At 68.3% G+C, this 21,230-nt stretch carries 19 protein-coding genes; 11 read left to right on the top strand and 8 right to left on the bottom strand.

Features of this window, described 5'->3' with window-relative positions:
• Positions 1-107: 107 nt before the first annotated feature.
• Positions 108-836, bottom strand: coding sequence for a response regulator (locus tag N7590_RS17915; protein ID WP_040009454.1), 729 nt, complete (start codon positions 834-836; stop codon positions 108-110).
• A 127-nt stretch (positions 837-963) separates the two neighbouring features.
• Between N7590_RS17915 and rlmD the strand changes: the two genes are divergently transcribed.
• The 9 genes from rlmD to N7590_RS17960 all read left to right on the top strand — a co-directional run bounded on the left by rlmD (position 964) and on the right by N7590_RS17960 (position 8,296).
• The gene (rlmD, locus tag N7590_RS17920) at positions 964-2,298 is read left to right on the top strand and encodes a 23S rRNA (uracil(1939)-C(5))-methyltransferase RlmD (protein ID WP_164242532.1); all 1,335 of its coding nucleotides are present in this window, start codon (positions 964-966) and stop codon (positions 2,296-2,298) included.
• A gap of 33 nt (positions 2,299-2,331) precedes the next feature.
• Positions 2,332-2,817, top strand: a complete 486-nt coding sequence (locus tag N7590_RS17925; protein WP_053451361.1) for a CYTH domain-containing protein — start codon at positions 2,332-2,334, stop codon at positions 2,815-2,817.
• 113 nt (positions 2,818-2,930) lie between these two features.
• On the top strand, positions 2,931-3,626 hold the full coding sequence (locus tag N7590_RS17930) for a DsbA family oxidoreductase (RefSeq protein ID WP_164242531.1): 696 nt from the start codon (positions 2,931-2,933) through the stop codon (positions 3,624-3,626).
• 163 nt (positions 3,627-3,789) lie between these two features.
• A complete protein-coding gene (gene nagZ / locus N7590_RS17935) occupies positions 3,790-4,797 on the top strand; it encodes a beta-N-acetylhexosaminidase (protein WP_053450476.1) in 1,008 nt (335 codons plus the stop codon).
• Positions 4,797-5,351, top strand: a complete 555-nt coding sequence (locus tag N7590_RS17940; protein ID WP_006461210.1) for a hypoxanthine-guanine phosphoribosyltransferase — start codon at positions 4,797-4,799, stop codon at positions 5,349-5,351. Before nagZ ends, N7590_RS17940 begins: the two co-directional genes overlap by 1 nt.
• A gap of 82 nt (positions 5,352-5,433) precedes the next feature.
• On the top strand, positions 5,434-6,180 hold the full coding sequence (locus tag N7590_RS17945; protein ID WP_164242530.1) for an S-methyl-5'-thioinosine phosphorylase: 747 nt from the start codon (positions 5,434-5,436) through the stop codon (positions 6,178-6,180).
• A gap of 88 nt (positions 6,181-6,268) precedes the next feature.
• A complete protein-coding gene (locus tag N7590_RS17950; protein ID WP_005410590.1) occupies positions 6,269-6,475 on the top strand; it encodes a cold-shock protein in 207 nt (68 codons plus the stop codon).
• Between the two features lie 101 nt (positions 6,476-6,576).
• A complete protein-coding gene (locus N7590_RS17955) occupies positions 6,577-7,845 on the top strand; it encodes an NAD(P)/FAD-dependent oxidoreductase (protein WP_279935771.1) in 1,269 nt (422 codons plus the stop codon).
• Positions 7,846-8,026: 181 nt separating this feature from the next.
• A complete protein-coding gene (locus N7590_RS17960; protein ID WP_164242528.1) occupies positions 8,027-8,296 on the top strand; it encodes a hypothetical protein in 270 nt (89 codons plus the stop codon).
• Position 8,297: 1 nt separating this feature from the next.
• On the opposite strand, the gene pdeM is transcribed toward N7590_RS17960, so the two are convergent.
• The 4 genes from pdeM to N7590_RS17980 are packed head-to-tail and all read right to left on the bottom strand — an operon-like array spanning position 8,298 to position 13,987.
• Positions 8,298-8,939: a ligase-associated DNA damage response endonuclease PdeM gene (gene pdeM / locus N7590_RS17965; protein ID WP_164242527.1), complete on the bottom strand. Its 642-nt coding sequence runs from the start codon at positions 8,937-8,939 to the stop codon at positions 8,298-8,300.
• Positions 8,929-11,388, bottom strand: a complete 2,460-nt coding sequence (locus tag N7590_RS17970; protein ID WP_164242526.1) for a ligase-associated DNA damage response DEXH box helicase — start codon at positions 11,386-11,388, stop codon at positions 8,929-8,931. The genes pdeM and N7590_RS17970 overlap by 11 nt, the downstream gene beginning before the upstream one ends.
• The gene (locus N7590_RS17975) at positions 11,385-12,992 is read right to left on the bottom strand and encodes an ATP-dependent DNA ligase (RefSeq protein WP_164242525.1); all 1,608 of its coding nucleotides are present in this window, start codon (positions 12,990-12,992) and stop codon (positions 11,385-11,387) included. The genes N7590_RS17970 and N7590_RS17975 overlap by 4 nt, the downstream gene beginning before the upstream one ends.
• The gene (locus tag N7590_RS17980) at positions 12,989-13,987 is read right to left on the bottom strand and encodes a ligase-associated DNA damage response exonuclease (protein ID WP_164242524.1); all 999 of its coding nucleotides are present in this window, start codon (positions 13,985-13,987) and stop codon (positions 12,989-12,991) included. The genes N7590_RS17975 and N7590_RS17980 overlap by 4 nt, the downstream gene beginning before the upstream one ends.
• A gap of 113 nt (positions 13,988-14,100) precedes the next feature.
• On the opposite strand from N7590_RS17980, the gene N7590_RS17985 reads away from it, so the two are divergent.
• The gene (locus N7590_RS17985; RefSeq protein WP_164242523.1) at positions 14,101-15,738 is read left to right on the top strand and encodes an acyl-CoA dehydrogenase family protein; all 1,638 of its coding nucleotides are present in this window, start codon (positions 14,101-14,103) and stop codon (positions 15,736-15,738) included.
• A 289-nt stretch (positions 15,739-16,027) separates the two neighbouring features.
• On the opposite strand, the gene N7590_RS17990 is transcribed toward N7590_RS17985, so the two are convergent.
• The 3 genes from N7590_RS17990 to N7590_RS18000 all read right to left on the bottom strand — a co-directional run bounded on the left by N7590_RS17990 (position 16,028) and on the right by N7590_RS18000 (position 18,237).
• The gene (locus N7590_RS17990) at positions 16,028-16,438 is read right to left on the bottom strand and encodes a hypothetical protein (protein WP_006461120.1); all 411 of its coding nucleotides are present in this window, start codon (positions 16,436-16,438) and stop codon (positions 16,028-16,030) included.
• Positions 16,439-16,595: 157 nt separating this feature from the next.
• Positions 16,596-16,937 (bottom strand): hypothetical protein, encoded by a 342-nt coding sequence (locus tag N7590_RS17995; RefSeq protein ID WP_006461107.1) that lies wholly within the window; start codon positions 16,935-16,937, stop codon positions 16,596-16,598.
• 124 nt (positions 16,938-17,061) lie between these two features.
• Entirely contained in the window at positions 17,062-18,237 is a 1,176-nt protein-coding gene (locus N7590_RS18000; RefSeq protein ID WP_053511852.1) for a thiolase family protein, read from the bottom strand.
• A gap of 183 nt (positions 18,238-18,420) precedes the next feature.
• On the opposite strand from N7590_RS18000, the gene N7590_RS18005 reads away from it, so the two are divergent.
• Positions 18,421-21,230, top strand: a 2,810-nt coding sequence (locus tag N7590_RS18005; protein WP_279935772.1) for an autotransporter serine protease, incomplete at its 3' end; no start/stop codon positions are given.

Genomic DNA, 21,230 nt, shown 5'->3' on the forward strand with positions numbered 1-21,230 from the left:
GTCCCCGCACTCCGACACCGCCCCGCCATCTCACGGGATGCCCGCTTTTGACGTTGAATTTGACGTTAGCTTCGGCAGGTGCAGGGCGCAGCCCTGCCGAACACCCCTCAGTGCAGCAGGGCAGCCACCGCCGCACGGAACCCGTCCTGGGCCTGCCCCGACTCGGGCGCATGATGCAGCTGGCGCACCGCCCGGCCCAGCCGTGCCGCACCCACGAAGCCGCAACTCGCCTGCAGCCGATGCAACTGGCTGCGCAGTTGCCGCTCGTCATGCTGGTGCACCGCCTGCTCGACCGCGTCGCGCACGCCGGGCAACTCGGCCAGGAACAGTTCTCGCAGCGCGATCAGGTGGTTGCGCTGGCCATTGAGTGCGGCCAGTGCCGCAGTCTCGTCCCAGTCCTGCACCTGCAGCTCGACCGCTGCCGGGGCCTGGGCCACGAAGATTCCCGCCGGACTGTTCACCAGGGCCCGGCGCACTGCCTTCAGCAGCTGGTCGCGGCCCAGCGGTTTGACCAGGGTGTCGCTGAAACCGGCTTCGCGCAGGCGGGCATGAATGGAGGTGTCGCCGTCGGCGGTATGCGCCAACGCCGGGGTATCGGGGTGTGAACGGCGCAGTTCGCGCAGCAGCTGCGCGCCATTGCCGTCAGGCAGATTGACGTCGATCAGCCACAGGTCATGCGCGCCGGGCTCGGCGCTGGCCAGCGCGCTGGCAAGTGAGTCTGCGGTGTCCACATCCGCTGGTAACGTTTCCAACGCCGCCTTGAAAAAACCGCGGCTGATGATGTCGTCCTCGACAAGCAGGAAGCGGGGCCGGCTGGTCCGCGGGGTCATCTGCATCAGGGCTGCCTCCATGTCAGCTGGTCCAATCATCAAGCACGACGGCGACGGGCGCAAGCGGGTGCGGACCCTGCCGGTCAGGATCTGCGACAATACGGCCCCATTTTTGCCCGCAGCCTGTCGCCACGTGGCCCGATCCCGCTCCCGCATCGACCGTACCCCGTTCCAGACCGAAATCCTCGACCTCAGCCATGATGGTCGCGGTGTCGCCCGCCGTGAAGGCGAGGGCGGCAAGGTCACCTTCATCAGCGGCGCCTTGCCGGGCGAGGTGGTGATGGCGGAACAGACCGCCCGCGGCCGCCATTTCGACGAGGCGCGCACGGTACAGGTGCTGCAGGCCTCGCCGCAGCGTGTCACCCCCAAATGCCCGCACTTCGGCACCTGTGCTGGCTGCGTGCTGCAGCATCTGGACGAAGACCAGCAGATCGTCGCCAAGCAGCGCGTGCTGATGGACAACCTCGAGCGCATCGGCCATGTGAAGCCGGGCACCGTGCTGGCGCCGCTGGTCGGCGAGAGCTGGGGCTACCGCCGCAAGGGCCGCTTCTCGGTGCGCCGGGTCGAGAAGAAGGACAAGACCCTGGTCGGTTTCCGTGAACAGGACCCGCGGTTCGTGGCCGACCTCGGCCAGTGCCTGACCGTGATTCCGGAGATCGGCACCAAGGTCGAGGCCCTGTCCACCTTCATCGAATCGCTCGATGGCAAGCGTGACATCCCGCAGATCGAATTCATCGCTGGCGACCAGGCCGTGGTCCTGACCGTGCGGCACCTTCAGCCGCTCAGCGATGCCGACCGCGCCGCCTGGGCTGCCTTCGGCCAGCAGCATGGCTTCGTGATCTACCTGCAGTCCGGCGGCGTGGACACCGTGCAGCCGCTGGACGGGCAGGGCGTGCCGCTGTCGTTCCGGCTGGCACCGTGGGATGTCGAGCTGGCATTCCGCCCGCTGGACTTCATCCAGGTCAATGCCAAGCTCAACGAGAAGATGATCGCCCACGCCCTGGACCTGCTGGAGCCGGGCGAGGACGAGCGCGTGCTGGACCTGTTCTGCGGCCTGGGCAACTTCACCCTGCCACTGGCCCGCCGCGTGCGCGAAGTGGTCGGCGTGGAAGGCGATGCCGGCCTGGTCGCGCGTGCCCGCGAGAATGCCGAGCGCAACGGCCTGGCCAACGCGCAGTTCTTCAGTGCCGACCTGACCCAGGACCAGCGCAGCACCGCGTGGATGCGCCAGGGCTTCGACAAGCTGCTGCTCGACCCGCCGCGTTCGGGTGCGATCGAAGTGCTGCAGCAGCTGCCGCTGAAGCAGTTCAAGCGCATCGTCTACGTCAGCTGCCACCCGGGCTCGCTGGCGCGTGACGCCGGCTACCTGGTCAACGAACAGGGCTTCACCCTGGTCAGCGCCGGTGCCATGGACATGTTCCCGCACACCGCACACGTGGAAAGCATCGCGGTGTTCGAGAAGCGCTGACGGGCTGTCATGCCCATCGCGCATAATGGCGCGATGGGCATCGAAATCGAACGCAAATTCCTCGTCAGCAGCGATGGCTGGCGCACCGCCGCGCACCGGGTGATCCCGATGGCACAGGGCTACATCAACGACATGGGCGCACTCGATCGCGGCACCCAGAACGCTTCGGTGCGCGTGCGTATCGAGGGCGACCACGCTGCGCTGAACCTGAAGTCGCGCACCATCGGCCATACCCGGCAGGAGTTCGACTACCCGATCCCGGTGGAGGACGCGCGCGCGCTGCTTGCACTGTGCGTAGGCGGGCTGATCGACAAGCGTCGCCATCTGGTGGACCACGCCGGGCTGACCTGGGAAGTGGACGAGTTCCTCGGCGACAACGCCGGCCTGGTCGTGGCCGAGGTCGAGCTGGACAGCGCCGACCAGGTCATCGACCTGCCGGACTGGGTGGGTGCCGAAGTGACCGATGACGCCCGCTACTACAACGTCGCCCTCGCCAGTCACCCCTATTCACAGTGGTGAACCCCTAAAAAGGGGACGGAGGGGATCAAGTCGTCTTTACCCCGCCTGTGCGGAAAGCGGCTTGATCCCCTCCGTCCCCTTTTTTCGAAGGCCGCGGCCCCCATGTGGTGGGCATGAGAATCGACATCTACTCCGACGTGGTCTGCCCCTGGTGCTGGATCGGCAAGCATCGTTTCCAGCAGGGCGTGCAGTTGCTGGGCGCCGATGCGCCTGAACTCGACATCCACTGGCAGCCGTTCCAGCTGGACCCGGACGCGGACGCAAAGCCGGTGCCGCTGCGCGAGGCCTATGTGCGCAAGTTCGGCGGTGTCGAGCGCACCGAGCAGATCCTCAACCAGACCCAGACCACGGCGCGCGCCGAAGGCCTGCCGATGGACTTCAGCCAGGGCCAGGTGCGGGTGACCACGCTGCCGGCCCACCGGGTGCTGTGGCTGGCCGGCCAGCATGGGGTGCAGGACGCGGTGGGCGAGGCGTTGTTCCGCGCCCATTTCGAGCTGGGCCAGAACCTGGCTGACAGCTCAGTACTGGTCAAGGCTGGCGTAGCCGGTGGCCTCGACGCGGGCGAGATCACCCAGATGCTGGCCTCCGACCGCGGCCTGGCGGAGGTCGAGGCAAAGCTGCAGGAAGCCCATGCACTGGGCATCTCCTCGGTGCCGACCTTCGTCATCGACGGCCGCTGGGCCATTTCAGGCGCCCAGCCGCCGGAGGCGTTCGCCAACGCGCTGCGCCAGATCGCGGCCGAGCAGGGCACATTCGCGTCCCCGGCAGAGGGCGACGAGGCCTGCGGCCCGGACGGCTGCAAGGTCTGACCAGCCCCGAAAAGGGGACGGAGGGGATTAAGTCGTTTTCAGCTCGTGAGGGCCGATTGCGGCTTAATCCCCTCCGTCTCCTTTTCGCGACCACTGCGCCTGTCGGCCGGTTCTGCGACAATGCGGCACTGCGCCATGCGGGCGCGCGTTGTGGAGATCGACCATGCTGCTGATCGGCGTTGCCGGCACCGAACTGACCGCCCAGGAACGTGACTGGCTGCAGCACGATGCCGTGGCCGGGGTGGTGCTGTTCAAGCGCAACTTTGCCTCGCGCCAGCAGGTGACCGATCTGAGCGCGGCGATCCGCGCCGCCGCCCCGCGTCCGCAGCTGATCTGCGTCGACCAGGAAGGCGGCCGCGTGCAGCGTTTTCGTGAAGGCTACAGCGAGCTGCCGCCGCTGCAGGAGATCGGGGCGCTGTACGCGACCGATCCGCAGCGGGCGCTGGCGCTGGCCGAGCAGCACGCCTGGCTGATGGCCAGCGAGGTGCGCGCCAGCGGTGTGGACCTCAGCTTCGCGCCGGTGGTCGACCTCGGCCGTGGCAACCGTGCCATCGGCAACCGCGCCTTCAGTGAAGACCCGCAGGTGGTGGCCGCGTTCACCGCCGCCTACGTGCGTGGTATGCACGCCGTTGGCATGGCGGCCACGCTCAAGCATTTCCCTGGCCACGGCACGGTGCTGGAAGACACCCACGTGGACACCGCGATCGACCCGCGCGCGCTGGACGAGCTGCGTGCGCAGGACCTGGTGCCGTTCCAGGCCGGCATCGCCGCCGGTGCCGATGCGGTGATGATGGCGCACGTGATCTATCCGCAGGTGGCACCGGAACCGGCCGGCTATTCGCCGCGCTGGATCCAGGACATCCTGCGCGGCGAGCTCGGCTTCCGTGGCGTGGTGTTCTCCGACGACATCGGCATGGCCGCCTCGCACAGTGCCGGCGGCGTGCCGGCGCGCGTGCATGCACACCTGGATGCCGGTTGTGACGTGGTGCTGGTCTGCCACCCGGAACTGGTCGATGAAGCCCTGCACGCCGTGCAGGGACGCTCCCTCAATACTGCTGCGCTGCTGGGGCTGCTTGGCCGCGGCGCGCTCGGCTGGGACGGCCTGCTGGCCGATGCCCGCCATGGCGACACCCAATCCCGTCTGCTTGAAACCCTTGGAAGAACCGTCTGATGCCCAACCTCACCATTTCCCAGGCCCTGGCCCAGGCTGACCTGCTGGTCGACCGCCCCACCATCGACAAGGCCATCGCTGGTATCGCCGACGCCATCGCGCGCGATTACAAGGGCGAGGTGCCGCTGTTCCTGTCGATCATGCACGGCGCGCTGCCGTTCGCCGGCCAGCTGGCGCTGGAACTGGGCGCGCGCGGCCAGGACGTGCAGTTCGATTACCTGCACGCCACCCGCTACCGCGGTGAAACCACCGGCGGCGACCTGGTCTGGAAGCACAAGCCGGCCACCTCGCTGTTCGGCCGCCGCGTGCTGCTGATCGACGACATCCTCGACGAGGGCTACACCCTGCAGGGCGTGCGCACCTGGTGCCTGGAGCAGGGCGCGACCGACGTGCGCATCGCTGCGATGACAGTGAAGAAGCACGACCGCGCGCTGCCGGACGTGGTCGCCGACTACGCCGGCATCGAACTGCCGGACCGCTATGTGTTCGGCTTCGGCATGGACGTCAACGAAACCCTGCGCTGCGTGCCGGCCATCTACGCGATGAAGGAATAACGGCGCCGCCGCCCGCGGCGCGTGTTCTTCTGCCGCCGGCATCCTCGGGTGCCGGCGTTTGTCTTTTCATGGAGTGCTTCGAATGCAACAGATCGCCCTGGCCGTGATCGGCGGTACCGGTGTCTACAACCTGGCCAAGCTTGACGACGTGCAGACCCACGAGGTCGACACCCGCTTCGGCCGCCCCTCCGGCCCGGTGCGCGTGGGGACACTGCTCGGCCATCGCGTGGCGTTCCTGGCACGGCACGGTGAAGGCCACTCGCTGCCGCCGCACAAGATCAACTACCGCGCCAACCTGGCGGCGCTGCAGCAGCTGGGCGCGCAGCGGGTGCTGGCATTGAACACGGTTGGTGGCATCACCGAACACTTTGGTCCGCGCGTGCTGGCCTGCCCGGACCAGATCATTGACTACACCTGGGGCCGCATCAGCACCGTCTGTGAAGAAGAAGGCACCGACGTGGTCCACGTCGATTTCGGCCATCCGTACACGCCGATGCTGCGCAGCAAGATCCTGGCCTCCGCGAAAGTGACCGGTGTCACGGTCCATGACGGTGGCTGCTACGGCGCTACGCAGGGCCCGCGCCTGGAAACCATCGCCGAAATCGCCCGCATGCGCCGTGATGGCTGCGACCTGGTGGGCATGACCGGCATGCCGGAAGCCGCGCTGGCACGGGAGCTGGGGCTGGATTACGCCTGCCTGGCCATCATCGCCAACTGGGCCGCCGGCTGTGGAGATGGCGAGGAGATTACGATGGCCGAAGTGCTGGCCAACGTGCAGGCGGCCAGCAACGGACTTCCGGAACTGGTGGGCGAATTGGCACGGGGGTGATTGTCTTCCCCGAGCAAGCTTTGCATACTCAGCTTGTGCGCGGGTTCAGCGTACACCACCCATTCATTGCATAAGGTCTCGCATCACCATGCCGAACGGTACCGTCAAGTGGTTCAACGACGCCAAGGGATTTGGCTTCATCTCGCCGGAGGATGGCAGCGCCGACGTGTTCGCGCACTTCTCCGCCATCAACTCCAAGGGCTTCCGCAGCCTGCAGGAAGGCCAGCGTGTCACCTATGACGTGACCCAGGGCCCGAAGGGTGCCCAGGCTTCGAACATCACGCCGGCCGAGTGATCCACTCGACAGTGCGTTGAAAACCCCGCTTCGGCGGGGTTTTTTTTGTGCAGCCGTCCGCATTCCGGTCGTCATCTGCCGGCCTCGGGCACAATGCAGGCATGAAGGAACGACTGCGCATCGCCGTGATTGGCTACGGCACCGCTGGACAGGCCTTGTCCATCCTGCTCACCTGTGATGGTCATGAGGTGGACATTTTCGAGCGCGTGCCCACGCCGGGGCCGGTCGGCGCAGGCTTCCTGCTGCAGCCCAGTGGCCTGCAGGTGCTGTGGCAGATGGGCCTGCTCGACGCCGTGCGCGCGCATGCCGCACCCGTACACCGCCTGTACGGCGATACGCCGTGCGAGCGCGCGGTGATGGACATGCGCTACGACGGCCTGGACGCGCGCCTGCATGGGCTGGGCATGCAGCGCGGCGCGTTGTTCTCGCTGCTGGATGAAGCGCGGGACGGCGCAGGGCAATTGCATGCCGGCATCACGATTACCGGAGTGGATGCCGAACAGGGCCGCCTGCGCGACGGCGAAGGCCGCACGCATGGCCCGTTCGACCTGGTGGTGGCTGCGGATGGCGCAGCGTCGACGCTGCGCAGCACCATTGCCACGGGTGCCGGGCTGGATCGCGTGTATCCGTGGGGCGCGCTGTGGTGCCTGCTGCCGGCCGAAGACTGGCCACACGTGCAGGAGTTGCGCCAGCGCTACGTGGCCGCGCGCAAGATGATCGGTCTGCTGCCGGTGGGAACCTGTCCGGGTGACGACACGCCGCGCCTGAGCTTCTTCTGGAGCCTGCCGCGTACCGATTTCGAGCGCTGGCAGAACGATGGCATGCCGTCCTGGCTGGAGGAACTGCACACGCTGTGGCCGCAGGCCGCTGCGCGCTTCGCCCACCTGCGTGATGCCGGCCAACTGGCGCGCGCGGTCTATCGCGATGCGGTGATGTCGCGCTGGCACCAGGGGCGCCTGGTGCTGGCCGGTGATGCTGCGCACGCGATGAGTCCGCAGCTGGGGCAGGGCGTGAACATGGCGCTGCTCGATGCGCTGGCGCTGCGCGATGCGGTGCGCATCCATGGTGGTGGCACGGCCGCGCTGCAGGCCTACCAGGCGCAGCGGCGCGCGCATGTGGCGGTGTACCAGCGCTGGAGTCGATGGCTGACGCCGTTGTTCCAGTCCGACCGCGATGGCTGGGCGAAGGCGCGTGATGTGCTGCTCGGTCCGATGGGGCGCCTGCCCGGCGGTCGCAGCCACATGCTGCGCGTGCTGAGCGGCACGCAGCATGGCTGGTTCGGTTCGCTCGCGCTGGAACCTGCCTTCATCGAGGCGCTGGGCAGCGCAACCGAAACGCCTCGCACTGCCGCTGCAATCGCAGGCGTGTGAAGCAGGCCGTCACGTGAATTAACGGTTGCCTCACCGTGGTTGTGCGACAAGAGGGGAGCACGCGACAGCCGCGTCGCCCGTTTTCCTTTCCGTGATCAACATCGCGCGTGGCCCGGGCGCCGCCGCCGTTGCGGCCTGCTGCGGCCCGGACGTGCCGCCGGATGTTGAAGAGGAGGACGCCATGTTGTTCGCGGTCGAAGAGCTGGAATCGGAAATCTGCAAGCTGCGCGGTCTGTTGCAGATGCTGCACGAGGACCAGCCCGACGTACTGGAGGACGTGTTCGAGTTCCATGTCGGCAGCCTGATCAGCCATGCATCACCCGAACACCACGCACTCATCCGTGCCTGCGCGCAGGAGATGCTGGCGGCGATCCAGGCCCTGCCGCGACGACGTGACGATGACACGGCGGATTTCCGCCTGATGCCGGCGCTGGGCCTGCGCCCGGCCTGATTCAGCGCGCGGGCAGCTGCACCAGGCCGCCGTCGACGCAGGCGATCATCCGTTCGCCGCGGATGGGCACAGGCACGATGCCAGCGGTGAATGCGGAGAACGCGGGCAGGATCGTCATCCGCTCGCGCAGCCAGAATGCGGGAAAGCGCCGCCGCAACGAGGGCAGTGCGACCTGCGGGTGAAGATGCCCTGCGATCACGTGCATTGCTGCGTCCGGTACCGGCTCATGGCGAAGCAGGAACGGCGCCAGCCCGATCTCATCGTGGATCTGTACCTGCAGCTGCGCGTGCGGCAGCTGCCGATCGTGATTGCCACGCAGTACGTGCACGTCCAGCCCGGCATTGCGTTCGCGCCAGCCCAGCCATTGCTGGTACCAGGCCGCGCGATGCGCGGGCCCATGCAGGATGTCGCCGAGGATCCACAGTTCGCGGCAGGCGTGCATGTCCAGCAGCGACTGCAGGCGTTGCAGGTCGTCGGCGGTGCCGCCGCGGGGCAGCGCGATGCCGGCACGACGGAACACGTCGGCCTTTCCAAGGTGCAGGTCGGCGATCAGCAGCGCCTGCCGCGCCGGCCAGTACAGCGCACGCGCGCCGATCAGGACCATGGCTTCACCGGCAAGCCGCACGGGCAGTTCATCGACCATGGCGGCGTTCCAGTTGCTGTGCCGCACGCTGCACGCGTGTGCGCCAGTCTTCGTTGCTGAACTGCCCGCGCAGACGCTCGGCCCACAAGGGGAAGCCCAGTGGCGTCAGCGACGCAGGACGCTGCACCGACAGCGCCTGCGTGCTGATGCGTTCCAGCACCTGCTGCAGGCCAGGCAGGTCCAGGCTGTCATGCAGCACCTCGCGTTCGGCCAGCGCCAGCAGCAGATGGTCTGGATCGTGTTCGCGAAGCACGTCGTACAGCAGGCCCGCCGAGGCCTGCAGCTGGCGGAGCGAACGCGGCATGCCACCGGGCAGGCTGGGCACCAGCAGGCCCGCCACGCGCGCAATGCCGCGGAACTGGCGGCGTGCCAGCTCGCCCAGGTTCACCGCTGCACGCAGATCGTCCAGCAACCGATCACCGGTGAACAACGTGCGCCACTGCGCTGTGTCCAGGTCGATGGCCTGCGCCGGTGCCAGCACCAGACCATGGTCGTTCACCGCATAGCCGATGCTGTTGCGCTGCAGGCGCGTGCAACGCAGCGCCAACAGCGCCGCCAGTGCCTCGTGCACGTGACGGCCGGCAAAGGGATAGACGAACAGGAACTGGCCGTCGCGGCGGCGTACGTCCTCCACCAGCAGATGATCGGGCGCGGGGCGCGCCGACATCCGTTGCTGCAGGGCCAGCAGCGGAGCCAGCCATCGTGATTCCGCGCTATCATCGGCGCCGGACAGGACCGACTCCAGTTCGCGGCCAAGTGCCATCGACAGTGGCAACTGGCCGCCCTGCCAGCGCGGCACGACACCGTCACCGCGCCCGCGTGCCAGCCGCACGAAGGCGGTCATGTCACGCAGCTGCACCAGCTCCAGCAGGCGTCCGGCGAACTGGAAGCGATCACCGCGGCGCAGGCGGCTGGCGAACTGTTCCTCGACCGCGCCCAGGCCACCGCCGCGCAGGAACTGCACGCGTACGCTGCCATCGCTGCTGATGGTGCCGATCGACAGCCGATGACGCAGCGCCTGGCGACGGTCGTGCATGCGATAGCAACCGTCGTCATCGCGCACTACCTTGTGGAAGTCGGGGTACTGGGCCAGGGCCTGGCCGCCCTGCACGATGAATGTCAGCACGGCCTGCCACTGCTCGTCACCGAGCGTGGCAAAGGCGTGGGTACGGCGTACCTGCGCCAGCAACGCGTCGCTGTGGAATCCACCGGCCAACGCGCGGCTGACCGCATGCTGGGCCAGCACATCCAGCGACAGTGTCGGTGGCCTGCGCGCCTCGACCACGCCCTTGGCCAGTGCACGGCGCACGGCGGCGTACTCGGCCAGCTCCAGCGCGTGGCTGGGTATGCAGAGGATGGCGCTGCCGGCGCCGGGTCGATGGCGCGCGCGTCCGGCGCGTTGGCGCAGGCGTGCCACGCCCTTCGGGCTGCCCAGCTGCAGTACCTGTTCAACCTCGGGGAAGTCCACGCCGAGGTCGAGACTGGAGGTCGCGACCACGCAACGCAACGTGCCCGCACGCAGGCCATCTTCCACCTGCTGGCGCAGCGCTGGATCCAGCGAGCCATGATGCAGTGCCAGCGTATCCGGGTCTTCCGGCCAGACTGCCGCCAGCGCCTGATGCCACAGTTCGGCCTGCGCGCGGGTGTTGGTGAACAGCAGGCTGCTGCGCGCCTGCATCAGCGCTTCCAGTACGCGCGGCAGCTGCGCCAGGCCGAGATGCCCGGCCCACGGGAAGCGCTCGCCGGGCTCGGGCAGCAGGCTGCGCACGCGGATCGCGCGCGGGCGCACACCCTGCACGATCGGTGCATCCGGCTGCCCAGGCAGCAGCACGTCGCGTGCCTGCTGCAGATTGCCCAGCGTGGCCGACAGCCCCCACAGCTGCAGCGCAGGCGCGGCCTCGCGCAGCACGGCCAGGTTCAGCTGCAGCAGGACGCCCCGCTTGTTGCCCAGCAGTTCGTGCCACTCATCCACCACCACGCAGCGCAGCTGGCGCATCCGCGGCAGGGTATCCGGATAGCTCAGCAGCAGTGCCAATGATTCCGGCGTGGTCACCAGCACGTCGACGCGGCCCTCGCGCGCCTGTCGCCGCTCGCGGTTGCTGGCATCACCGCTGCGCAGGCCCACCCGCCATCCCAGGCCGAGCCCGTCGACCACCGCCTGAAGGGCGCGCGCGGTGTCGCTGGCCAGTGCGCGCAACGGCGTCACCCACAGCACCTGCAGCGGACGCACCGCACTGGCGCGACGGGGTGATACCGGTGGGTCGATCATCGCCTGCAGCAGCGGCCCACCGAACATGGCCAGCGTCTTGCCGCTGCCGGTGGGCGTGTGCAGCACGCCCGATTCACCGGCCAGGTAGTGCCGCCACATCGCGCGCTGGAACGGCAATGAGCGCCAGCCGCGGGCCGCGAACCAGTCCTCCAGCCGACGCAGCGCCTGGCTGCGGGTCATCGCGCCAGCACCTGCAGCGTGGCCAGCTGATCAGCCTCGCTGGCCGGCTTGTCGTGGCGCCAGCGCAGGATGCGCGGAAAGCGCACGGCAACGCCCGACTTGTGCCGTGAACTCTGGTTGACCGCTTCGAAGCCCAGCTCGAAGACCTGTTCGGCGCGCACGCTGCGCACGGGTCCGAAGCGCTCGCGGGTGTTGGCGCGGATCCAGCGGTCGAGTGCGAGGATTTCCTTGTCGTCCAGGCCCGAGTAAGCCTTCGCCACCGGCACCAGAGTGTCGCCATCCCAGACCCCGAACGTGTAGTCGGTGTACAGCGTGCTGCGGCGGCCGTGCCCGGCCTGCGCATACAGCAGCACGGCATCGATCGTGAGCGGGTCGACCTTCCATTTCCACCAGTCGCCGCGGCGTCGCCCGGCCTGGTAGGGTGAGCCACGTCGTTTCAGCATCAATCCTTCCACGCCGCGTTCGCGCGCCAGCTCGCGCATCGCGGCGGCATGCGCCCAATCAACGGCGGCCACCTCGGGCGACAGCTGGATGCGGGTGTCGCCCAGCCTGCCGATGACCTCTGCCAGCCGCAGGCGTCGCTGCTGCAACGGCAACGCGCGCAGATCCTCACCGTCGAGTTCAAGCAGGTCATAGGCGAGCACGCGCACCGGCGTGTTGCGCAGCGTGGCAGCGCCGGGCTTGCGACGCTGGATGCGGGTCTGCAGCGCAGTGAAGGCGCGCGGCAGCTCGCCACTCTCGTCCCAGGCCAGCAGCTCTCCGTCCAGTACACACCCATCGGGCAAGGCCAATGCAGCCTGTTCGATCTCAGGGAAGCGACCATCCAGCCGCTCCTCGCCGCGTGACCACAGGGCTGTTTCGCCGCGCCGCCGCAGCAGCTGCAGGCGGATGCCGTCCCACTTCCATTCCAGCATCCAGTCGTCGATCGGGCCGAGACGGTCTTCCGGTTCGCCTTCCAGGGGCGAGGCGAGGAAGAACGGGTAGGGCTGCTGCCGGTCCAGTGGCAGCTCGTCCGGTGACAGCAGCTGGCCCAGCAGCCCGGGTGAGGGGACCCATTCGCCGAGCATGCGCTGGGCGATGCGTGCGATGTCCAAGCCCGACCATTCGGCAAGCGCCTGCTGCACCAGTCGCTGCGAAACACCGACACGCAGTGCGCCGGTCAGCAGCTTGTTGAACACCAGTCGTTCGCTGCTGCACAGCTGCTGCCAGCCGGCAACGACTGCTGCGCGGCGTACCGGCTCGTCCTGGTTGGCCACGGCCAGCAGGTGCTGTTCGATCCATTCGGCGAGGGGCCGGTCGGCAGCCGGTTGCGCCGGATCGTCCAGCAGCAGGGTGAGCGTTTCGGCCAGGTCACCGACCTGCGCATAGCTGTCTTCGACCAGCCACGGTGGCAGACCCGATTGTTCGGCAATCCAGGCGCGCAGTTCGCCGCTTGCCGCGATCTTCCTGCGCGCGCCGCCGACCTTGCCGCCACTGAGCAGGTACAGCGCCCATGCCGCATCATGCGCACGTGCTTGGCGGAAGTAATCGACCAGCGCCGCACGCTTGTCCAGCGTAGCGGTGCTGCGGTCCAACCGCTGGTAGAGCGCGGCGAAGGCTTTCATTCCTCGCTCCCGAAGTCGGTACGGAAGGCTTCGGCAGCCACCCCGCGTTCGCGCAGGAAGGGGATCAGCGCGTCGGTGTTGCCATGGGTGGCGATCACCCGCTGCGCGCCGGTCTGTTCGATGGTCTGCAGCAGCCCAGGCCAATCGGCATGGTCGGAGATGACGAAACCACGATCGACATTGCGCCGGCGCCGGTTGCCGCGCAGCTGCATCCAGCCGGACGCGAAGCCCAGCTGATGGCGGCCGAAGCGCCGCATCCACGGCGTGCCCGCAGCCGAGGGGGGCGCGAGGATCAACTGGCCGGCTGCATCCGGCTGGCGGCCCTGCTCGGCGACGGTGTGCGTCTCCAGCATCGGTACGCCGGCCTGCCGGTAGACCGCTACGCCGTTGGCGATGGCGCCATGCAGCCAGGCCGGACGATCGTCCAGCGGCAACAGTTCGGCCAGCACCCGCTGTGCCTTGCCCAGTGCGTAGCACAGCAGGATCGCGGCCTCGCCACGCTGTTCGCATTCGCGGCGCCACGCCACGATCCCGGCAGCCACTGCCGGCGTGTCCGGCCAACGGTAGATCGGCAGCGCGAAGGTGGCCTCCGTGATGAAGGTATCGCAGGGCACGACCTCGAACGGCGTGCAGGTTGGATCAGGCTGGCGCTTGTAGTCGCCGGACGCCACCCAGACCTGCTGCCCGTCATCGATACGGACCTGCGACGAACCCAGCACATGCCCGGCCGGGTGCAGCGATACCTGTACCCGCCCCAGCCGGAACGGCACGCCCTCGGCATGCGCCTGCACCGGCACGTCACCCAGGCGCCAGCGCAGGATCGGCAGGCTGCCTTCGCTGCAGTGGTACTCGCCCATGCCCGGGCGCGCGTGATCGCCATGGCCATGGGTGATGACCGCACGTGGCACCGGCCGCCAGGGATCGATGTGGAAGTCACCGGCGGCGCAGTACAGCCCCTCCGGGCGCAGGACCACCAGATCGTCGTTGCCTGTCATGCGGTCACTGTGGCCGCTGCCTCGTGCACGGGGTGAGAACCGGCCTGAACGCGGGCTTGGCAGGTGATGCGGCACAATCGAGCCGCACACTTCTTGCCGCCAGGATGGACCGGATGAGTGGACCGAGCTTCAGCAGCAGCGCGCCCTTCGAAACCCATGTGGTGCTGAACCAGCCGCCACCGTTCGCCGGCCGTCATCTGTGGACCGATGACGTGGCATTGATGGAGGCGGTGCAGCGGGAGGGTGCGGGCAGCTTCGCACCGCGCCTGGCGGTGTACGGCGCGCTGGCCGGTGACGAACTGTACCGGCTCGGCTTCGATGCCAACCGTGATCGGCCACGACTGCGTACGCATGATGCGCAGGGCCATCGCATCGATACCGTGGAGTTTCATCCGGCCTATCACCAGCTGATGGGCACGGCCAAGCAGCATGGCGTGGCTGGACTGTCGTGGCACGAGCCGCAGCCCGGTGCGCATGTCGCGCGTGCGGCCCTGAGCTACCTGCATCACCAGGCCGAGGCGGGCACCAGCTGCCCGTTGACCATGACCCACGCCGCGGTGGCGGTACTGCATCCGCACCCGCATCTGGCCGAGTGGGCGCGCAAGGCTGCTGCGCCGGTCTACGACCCACGCGACGTGCCGGTGGCGGACAAGGCCGGCATCACCCTGGGCATGGGCATGACCGAGAAGCAGGGCGGCTCGGACGTGCGGGCCAACAGCACGCGCGCCGAACCGATCGATGGCGAGCGCTACCGCCTGGTCGGCCACAAGTGGTTCTTCTCCGCGCCCATGTGCGATGGCTTCCTGGTGCTGGCGCAGGCGCCAGGTGGACTGACCTGCCTGCTGATGCCGCGCCGGCTGGCCGATGGCGACCGCAATGCGTTCCGGCTGATGCGGCTGAAGGACAAACTGGGTGACTGGGCCAATGCGTCCAGCGAAGTCGAGTTCTGCGGCGCACAGGCATGGCGCGTGGGCGAGGAGGGGCGCGGTGTGGCCACCATCATCGGCATGGTGATGATGACCCGCCTGGATTGCATGCTGGGTACGGCAGCGGAGATGCGCATGGCATTGGCACAGGCGCTGCACCATGCGCGCCACCGGCGTACCTTCGGCACGCTGCTGGTCGATCACCCGCTGATGGCCAACGTGCTGGCCGATCTGGCGCTGGAGTCGGAAGCGGCCACGGTGTTGTCGATGCGTATCGCGCGCGCGGTGGATCGTGCCGGCGTGGATGGCAACGAAGCGGCGCTGGCGCGGCTGGGGACGGCCCTGGGCAAGTACTGGATCTGCAAGCGTGCCGCGGCGTTCGTCAATGAAGCACAGGAATGCCTGGGCGGCGCCGGCTACGTGGAGGAATCGATGCTGCCGCGGCTGTACCGGCAGGCACCGTTGAATTCGATCTGGGAGGGCAGCGGCAACATCCAGTGCCTGGACGTGCTGCGCGCGCTGGCACGTGAGCCCGAGGCGATGGTGGCGCTGCGCGGTGAACTGGCCGCGGTGGCCGATCGTGATGCGCGCTATGCGGCCGCACTGCAGCGCTGGGCGGCGGCACCGCCGCCGGAAGAATCGCAGGCGCGGATGTTCTGCGAGCGCACAGCGCTGCTGCTGCAGGCGGCGCTGCTGTTGCGTGCGCGCAGTCCGATGGCCGAGGCATTCGTGCGTAGTCGTTTGCAAGGGGAGCACGGGCTGGCGTTTGGGACGCTGCCGGCGGGGCTGGATGTGTCGGGCATGCTGGCGCGCGCGTTGCCGTAGGCGGCGGCCAACGGCCGAGCCCCTCGTGGCGGGCGGCGCGGAGTCTGCGTCGTGAGCGGGCCGCGCGGGTGGGTTGCGCAGGGGGCGCTGCAAGTACGTCCATGTAAGCTCGGTCGCCGCATCCATGCGGCTCACGCCCCTGCGCAACCCTCCCGCGCGGCCGCGGACAATTTCCGTGGGCGCACACCACGAAATCAACAGAAAAAGCGAAAAGCAGAAAGCAGAAAAGCCGCGGCGGTGCCGCGGCTTTTCCTGTGGCGCCGAGCGCATGCCCGGCTGCCGGTACGCCTCAGTGCTTGGCTTCTTCCTTGGCGGCGTTGGCCTTCGCGTCATTGGCGACATCGCGGGCCTTGTCGGCGACCTTCTGTGCGGCGTTGGCGGTCGCGTCGCTGGCATGAGCTGCGGCGTCGGTGGCAGCGTCCTTGGCCTTGTCGGCGGCATTGGCGGTGGCGTCTGCGGCCTTGTCCAGCGCCTGCTGGGTATCGGCGGCCGCCTGTTCGGAGGCAGCGGCGGTCTTGTCGGCGGCTTCGCGGGTGGCGGCAGCGGCCTTGTCGACAGCGTCGCGGGCGGCAGCGCCAGCGCTGTCGGCGGCCTGCTGTGCGTCCTGCTTGGCCTGTTCGGCTTCCGGGCCCTTGCAGGCGGCCAGCGCCAGCAGCAGGGAGGCAGCCAGCAGGGTGGTGGTGATCGGACGAATCTTCATGGCGGTCTCCGGTGCTGCAATGGATGGGGACGCCAGCCTATTCATGCCGTTGTGAAGACGGGGTGGCGATGCAGTGGCTCAACCGCGGGCATCGGCGCAAAGAAAAAGCCGCTGGCGAACCAGCGGCTTTTCCAGAACAGCGTGAAGAAAGAAGTTATTACTTCTTGGCTTCTTCAGCAGCGTCCTTGGCCTTCTCGGCGGTGCCTTCGGCAGCCTTGGCAGCGTCGGCAGCAGCGCCGGCAGCAGCGTCGGTGGCAGCAGCGCCAGCCTGGGCAGCGGCGTCAGCCGAAGCGTCAGCAGCGGTGGCGGCGGTGTCAGCGGCCTGCTGGGCAGCGTCGGCGGTCTGGGCGCCAGCAGCGGCGGCCTGGTCGGCAGCAGCCTGGGCTTCGGTGGCGGCTTCGTTGGCCGAAGCAGCGGCGTCCTGGGCAGCTTCCTGCTTCGAGCAGGCGGCCAGGGCCAGAGCCAGGGACATCGCGACCAGCAGCTTGTTGATGCTCATTGTGTAAATCCTCGTCGTTAGAATTAGGCAACGCGCATGCTGCGCGCCGACAACATGATGACAAGCCAATATTGGGTGTCAAGCGATCCCGCATTCATTTTTGCGAAATCATCGTTAAATCTTTTCAAATCAATTCGATGGCGATTGCGGTTGCTTCGCCGCCACCGATGCAGAGGGTGGCAATGCCGCGCTTGCCACCGCGCGTGCGCAGCGCGTTGACCAGGGTGACCACCAGGCGTGCACCCGAGGCGCCGATGGGATGGCCCAGTGCGCAGGCACCGCCATTCACGTTGAGCTTGTCGTGCGGGATGCCCAGCTCACGCATCGGCGCCATCGCCACCACGGCAAAGGCTTCGTTGATTTCGAACAGATCGACCTGGTCCAGCGACCAGCCGGTCTTGTCCAGCAGCGTGTGCAGCGCGCCGATCGGTGCGGTGGTGAACCACTCCGGCTCCTGCGAGTGGGTGGCGTGGCCGACAATGCGGGCCAGCGGGGTGATGCCACGCGCGGCGGCATCCTCCTCGGTCAGCAGGACCACGGCGGCCGCGCCATCGGAAATGCTGGAGGAGCTGGCGGCGGTGACGCTGCCGTCCTTCTTGAAGGCCGGACGCAGGGTCGGGATCTTGGCGATGTCCGAGCGCCCCGGCTGTTCGTCGGTGGCGACCTCGACCTCTCCCTTGCGGGTGGCGACCTTCACCGCGACGATCTCATCGGCGAACGCGCCATTGGCCTGCGCGGCCTGCGCACGCTTGACCGATTCGATGGCGTAGGCGTCCTGCTCTTCGCGGCTGAACTGGTACTTGTCCACGGCACATTCGGCGAATTCACCCATCGCCTTGCCATCGTAGGCATTGACCAGGCCGTCGTGGGCCATGTGGTCGACCGCCTGGAAGTTGCCGAAGCGGTTGCCGGTGCGCGAGTTCGGCAGCATGTGCGGCGCGTTGGACATCGATTCCATGCCGCCGGCCACCACGATGCTGGCCGAGCCGGCCTTGATCAGGTCATGGCCGAGCATGATGGTCTTCATGCCCGAGCCGCACACCTTGTTGAGGGTGGTGGCGCCCACCGACAGCGGGATGCCGGCGGCGATCGCGGCCTGGCGGGCGGGTGCCTGGCCGAGGTTGGCCGGCAGCACGCAACCCATGAGGACCTCGGAGACGTCGCTGGCCGGAACACCCGACTGTTCCAGGGCGGCGCTGATGACGGCCGCGCCCAGGGTCGGGGTCGGCACGCCGTTGAACTGGCCGAGGAAGGAGCCGATGGCGGTGCGCTTGGCGGCGGCGATGACGATGTTGGACATGGCAATCTCGTTGATGCGTAAGCAATGTTCGGAAAGGAGACCGGAGGCCGTTGGAAGCGCCCCGGTTTCCCGGCAGACTGCGTGGGGGTCGGCCCAAGTATAGAGGGTCGCGGAGGGCCGTCGCTGGGCGCGGCCGCATGCCAGCCAGGATCACGGCCGGCCAACGTTCATGGGAAGGAATCGATGGAACGCACGACGATGGTGAGGTCTGCCCTGGGTACCGCGCTGGCGATGGCGCTGACGGCATGTGGCGGAGGCGGAGGCGGCGGCAATGTGCGCATCGATCCACCGCCGACCACGCCGCCCCCCACCACGCCTCCACCCACCACGCCGCCGCCGGCCAAGCCGCAGGAACCGGCTTTCGATGCGCATCTGTCAGTCACCAACGCGCGTGCCGCACAGGCAGCGGGCCTGACCGGGCAGGGCGTGCGTATCGGCATCGTTGATTCCGGGGTGCAGCGCGATGCGGTGGCGCTGAACGGACGGGTGCTGGCCAACCTCAACTACATCGATCCGGCCAGAAACAACCTGGCGGTCGACGATGTGGTCGGCCACGGCACCGCGGTGGCCAGCCTGGCCGCCGGTGCAGCGGTAGGGACGTGGCCGGGGGGCATCGCGCCGGGGGCGCAGATCGTATCCGCGCGGATCATTTCCGACACGCGGCCGACCGATGACGGCAGTGGGCGCGGCAATGCCTTCAGCGGTCCGCTCGGCGTGGCGCAGGTCCACCAGGACCTGATCAACTACAACGTGAAGGTGATGAACAATTCGTGGGGCGGCCTGTACTGGACCGACCTGCCGACCACCGCGCAGGTGGCGGCCGAATACCGCCCGTTTGTCATCAACCACGGCGGCCTGGTGGTGTTCGCAGCCGGCAATGACGCGCGCACCGAACCCAGCAGCCTGGCTGCGCTGCCCAGCCAGAAAGGCGTGGCCGGCACGCTTCCGGCGGCCGACCTGGAGCGCGGCTGGCTGGTGGCGACCGCGGTTGATCCCTACACGCCGGGTGCGCTGGCCAGCTATGCCAATGCCTGCGGCCAGGCGGCCCGCTACTGCCTGGCGGCGCCGGGCAGCGCGGTCTATCCCGATGCCAGCGGTGGCAGCTATTACTGGAACTACGGCACGTCATTCGCCGCGCCGCTGATTTCCGGTGCGGCGGCGCTGGTCTGGCAGCGCTTCCCCTACTTCAACAACGACCTGGTGCGGCAGACCCTGCTGGGCACCGCCAAGGACATCGGCGCGCCTGGCGTGGACCCGGTGTTCGGCTACGGCCTGCTGGACATCGGCCGAGCGGTCAAGGGCCCCGGGCGCTTTGACTGGGGTGATGTGGTCGCCAACGTGGATGTGGCCTCGACCGGCTCGCTGTGGAGCAACGACATCGTCGGCAGTGGCGGCCTGGTCAAGCAGGGCGGCGGGACCCTGGTGCTGGGCGGCAACAACAGCTATGCCGGCGCCACCCGCATCGAGCGCGGCATCCTGTCGCTGCAGAACGGCGGTGTCATCCGTTCCAACGTGACCATCCTGGGCCAGCCCGATCCGGATTCGACGGGCCTGCAGTTCAATGGTGGCACGCCGCGGGTGATCGGCAACGTGGTCAACGGCAGCAGCGTGTTCCTGACCACCGGCAGCACCACCGGCACCATCGAGGGCAACTACACGCAGCAGGCAGGTGGCCAGCTGATGATCGCGCTCGGTGCCAATGCGCTGCAGGTGACCGGCACCGCCTCGATCAATGGTGGCGTGCGCGTGCATGGCTTCGTCTCCGGCTATGTGCCGCAGAGCGGCAGCCGCCAGGACCTGGTCCATGCGGCCGGTGGCCTGAGCGGCACCTTCAGCAGCCCGGCCACCTCCAGCGGCCTGCAGGGCTTGTCGCTGCTGCAGAGCAGCTATGGCTATGACAGCAACAATGCCTGGTTGAACCTGGCCCAGGTCAGCGTCACTGCGGCGGCGACCGGGCTCACGGCCTCGGCGCAGTCTGCCGCGCAACGACTGGAAGGTGCGTTCAGCGCGCTCGATGGCAGTCCCGTCCTGCAGGGCTCGCCGTTCGGCGCGGCGGCCGGCGCGCTGCAGTGGACCGGCGGTGGTCGTGATGGCCTGGCCGCCAGCCTGCAGAGCCTGTCGGGACAGTCGCATGCGCGGGCCGAGTCGGCCACCTTCGACAGCATCGACATGTCACGTCGCGCGATCGCCGAACGTTTCGATCGGGTGCAGGCGGCACCGCGGCTGCGTGGGACCTGGCAGAGCGCCTTGGGTGAGGCCGGGCAGGGCAGCTTCGCCGGCAACAGCGCCGACAGCCGCGGCTGGATGGCCGGGCAGGATCTGGCCTTGGGCAGCAACGGGCTGATGGGCGTGGCCTTCGGCGAGACCCGCAGCAACGGTGGCAGCAGTTTTGATGGAGATCGCGGTCGTGATCGCCAGGCGCAGGCGCAGTTGTATGCCGGCTGGAACCTGGGGCGTGGCTATGCGCTGGCCCAGCTCGGCAGCGGCCAGTTCACCCGCACGCTGGATCGCCAGCTGCTGCTGGGTGCCGGCGCCTACGGTGTCTCTGCGCGCTACGGCGGGCGCTTCAGCAGTGCCAGCGTGGAAGGCGGCTATAGCTTCGGCCGTGCCGGTGCGTCGCTGACGCCTTACCTGGGCGCCAGCACCACGCGTGTGGAGACCGACGCCTTCCAGGAGCTGGGTGGTTTCGGCTTCGGCCTGCGTGGCGATGCCAACCGCGTGCAGCGCAGCCAGATGCTGGCCGGTGTGCGCGGTGAGCGTGGATGGGGGCGATGGACGCTGCGCGGTCATGCCGAGTGGCAGCAGCGGCTCGATGGTGCCGATGTGGATTGGCAGGCCAGTTTCGTCGGCGTCGATGCCTGGGCGCCACTGGCGGGCTGGAACACGTCGCGCGGAAGTGCGCTGTTCGGCGTGGCACTGGAATCGTGGTGGGGCCGCAATGGCCGCCTGAGCCTGGGCTTCGACCAGCGTGTCGGTGGCGAAGGCGCACGGCA

It is taken from the genome of Stenotrophomonas sp. GD04024 (assembly GCF_029837545.1).
Classification (GTDB): domain Bacteria; phylum Pseudomonadota; class Gammaproteobacteria; order Xanthomonadales; family Xanthomonadaceae; genus Stenotrophomonas; species Stenotrophomonas forensis.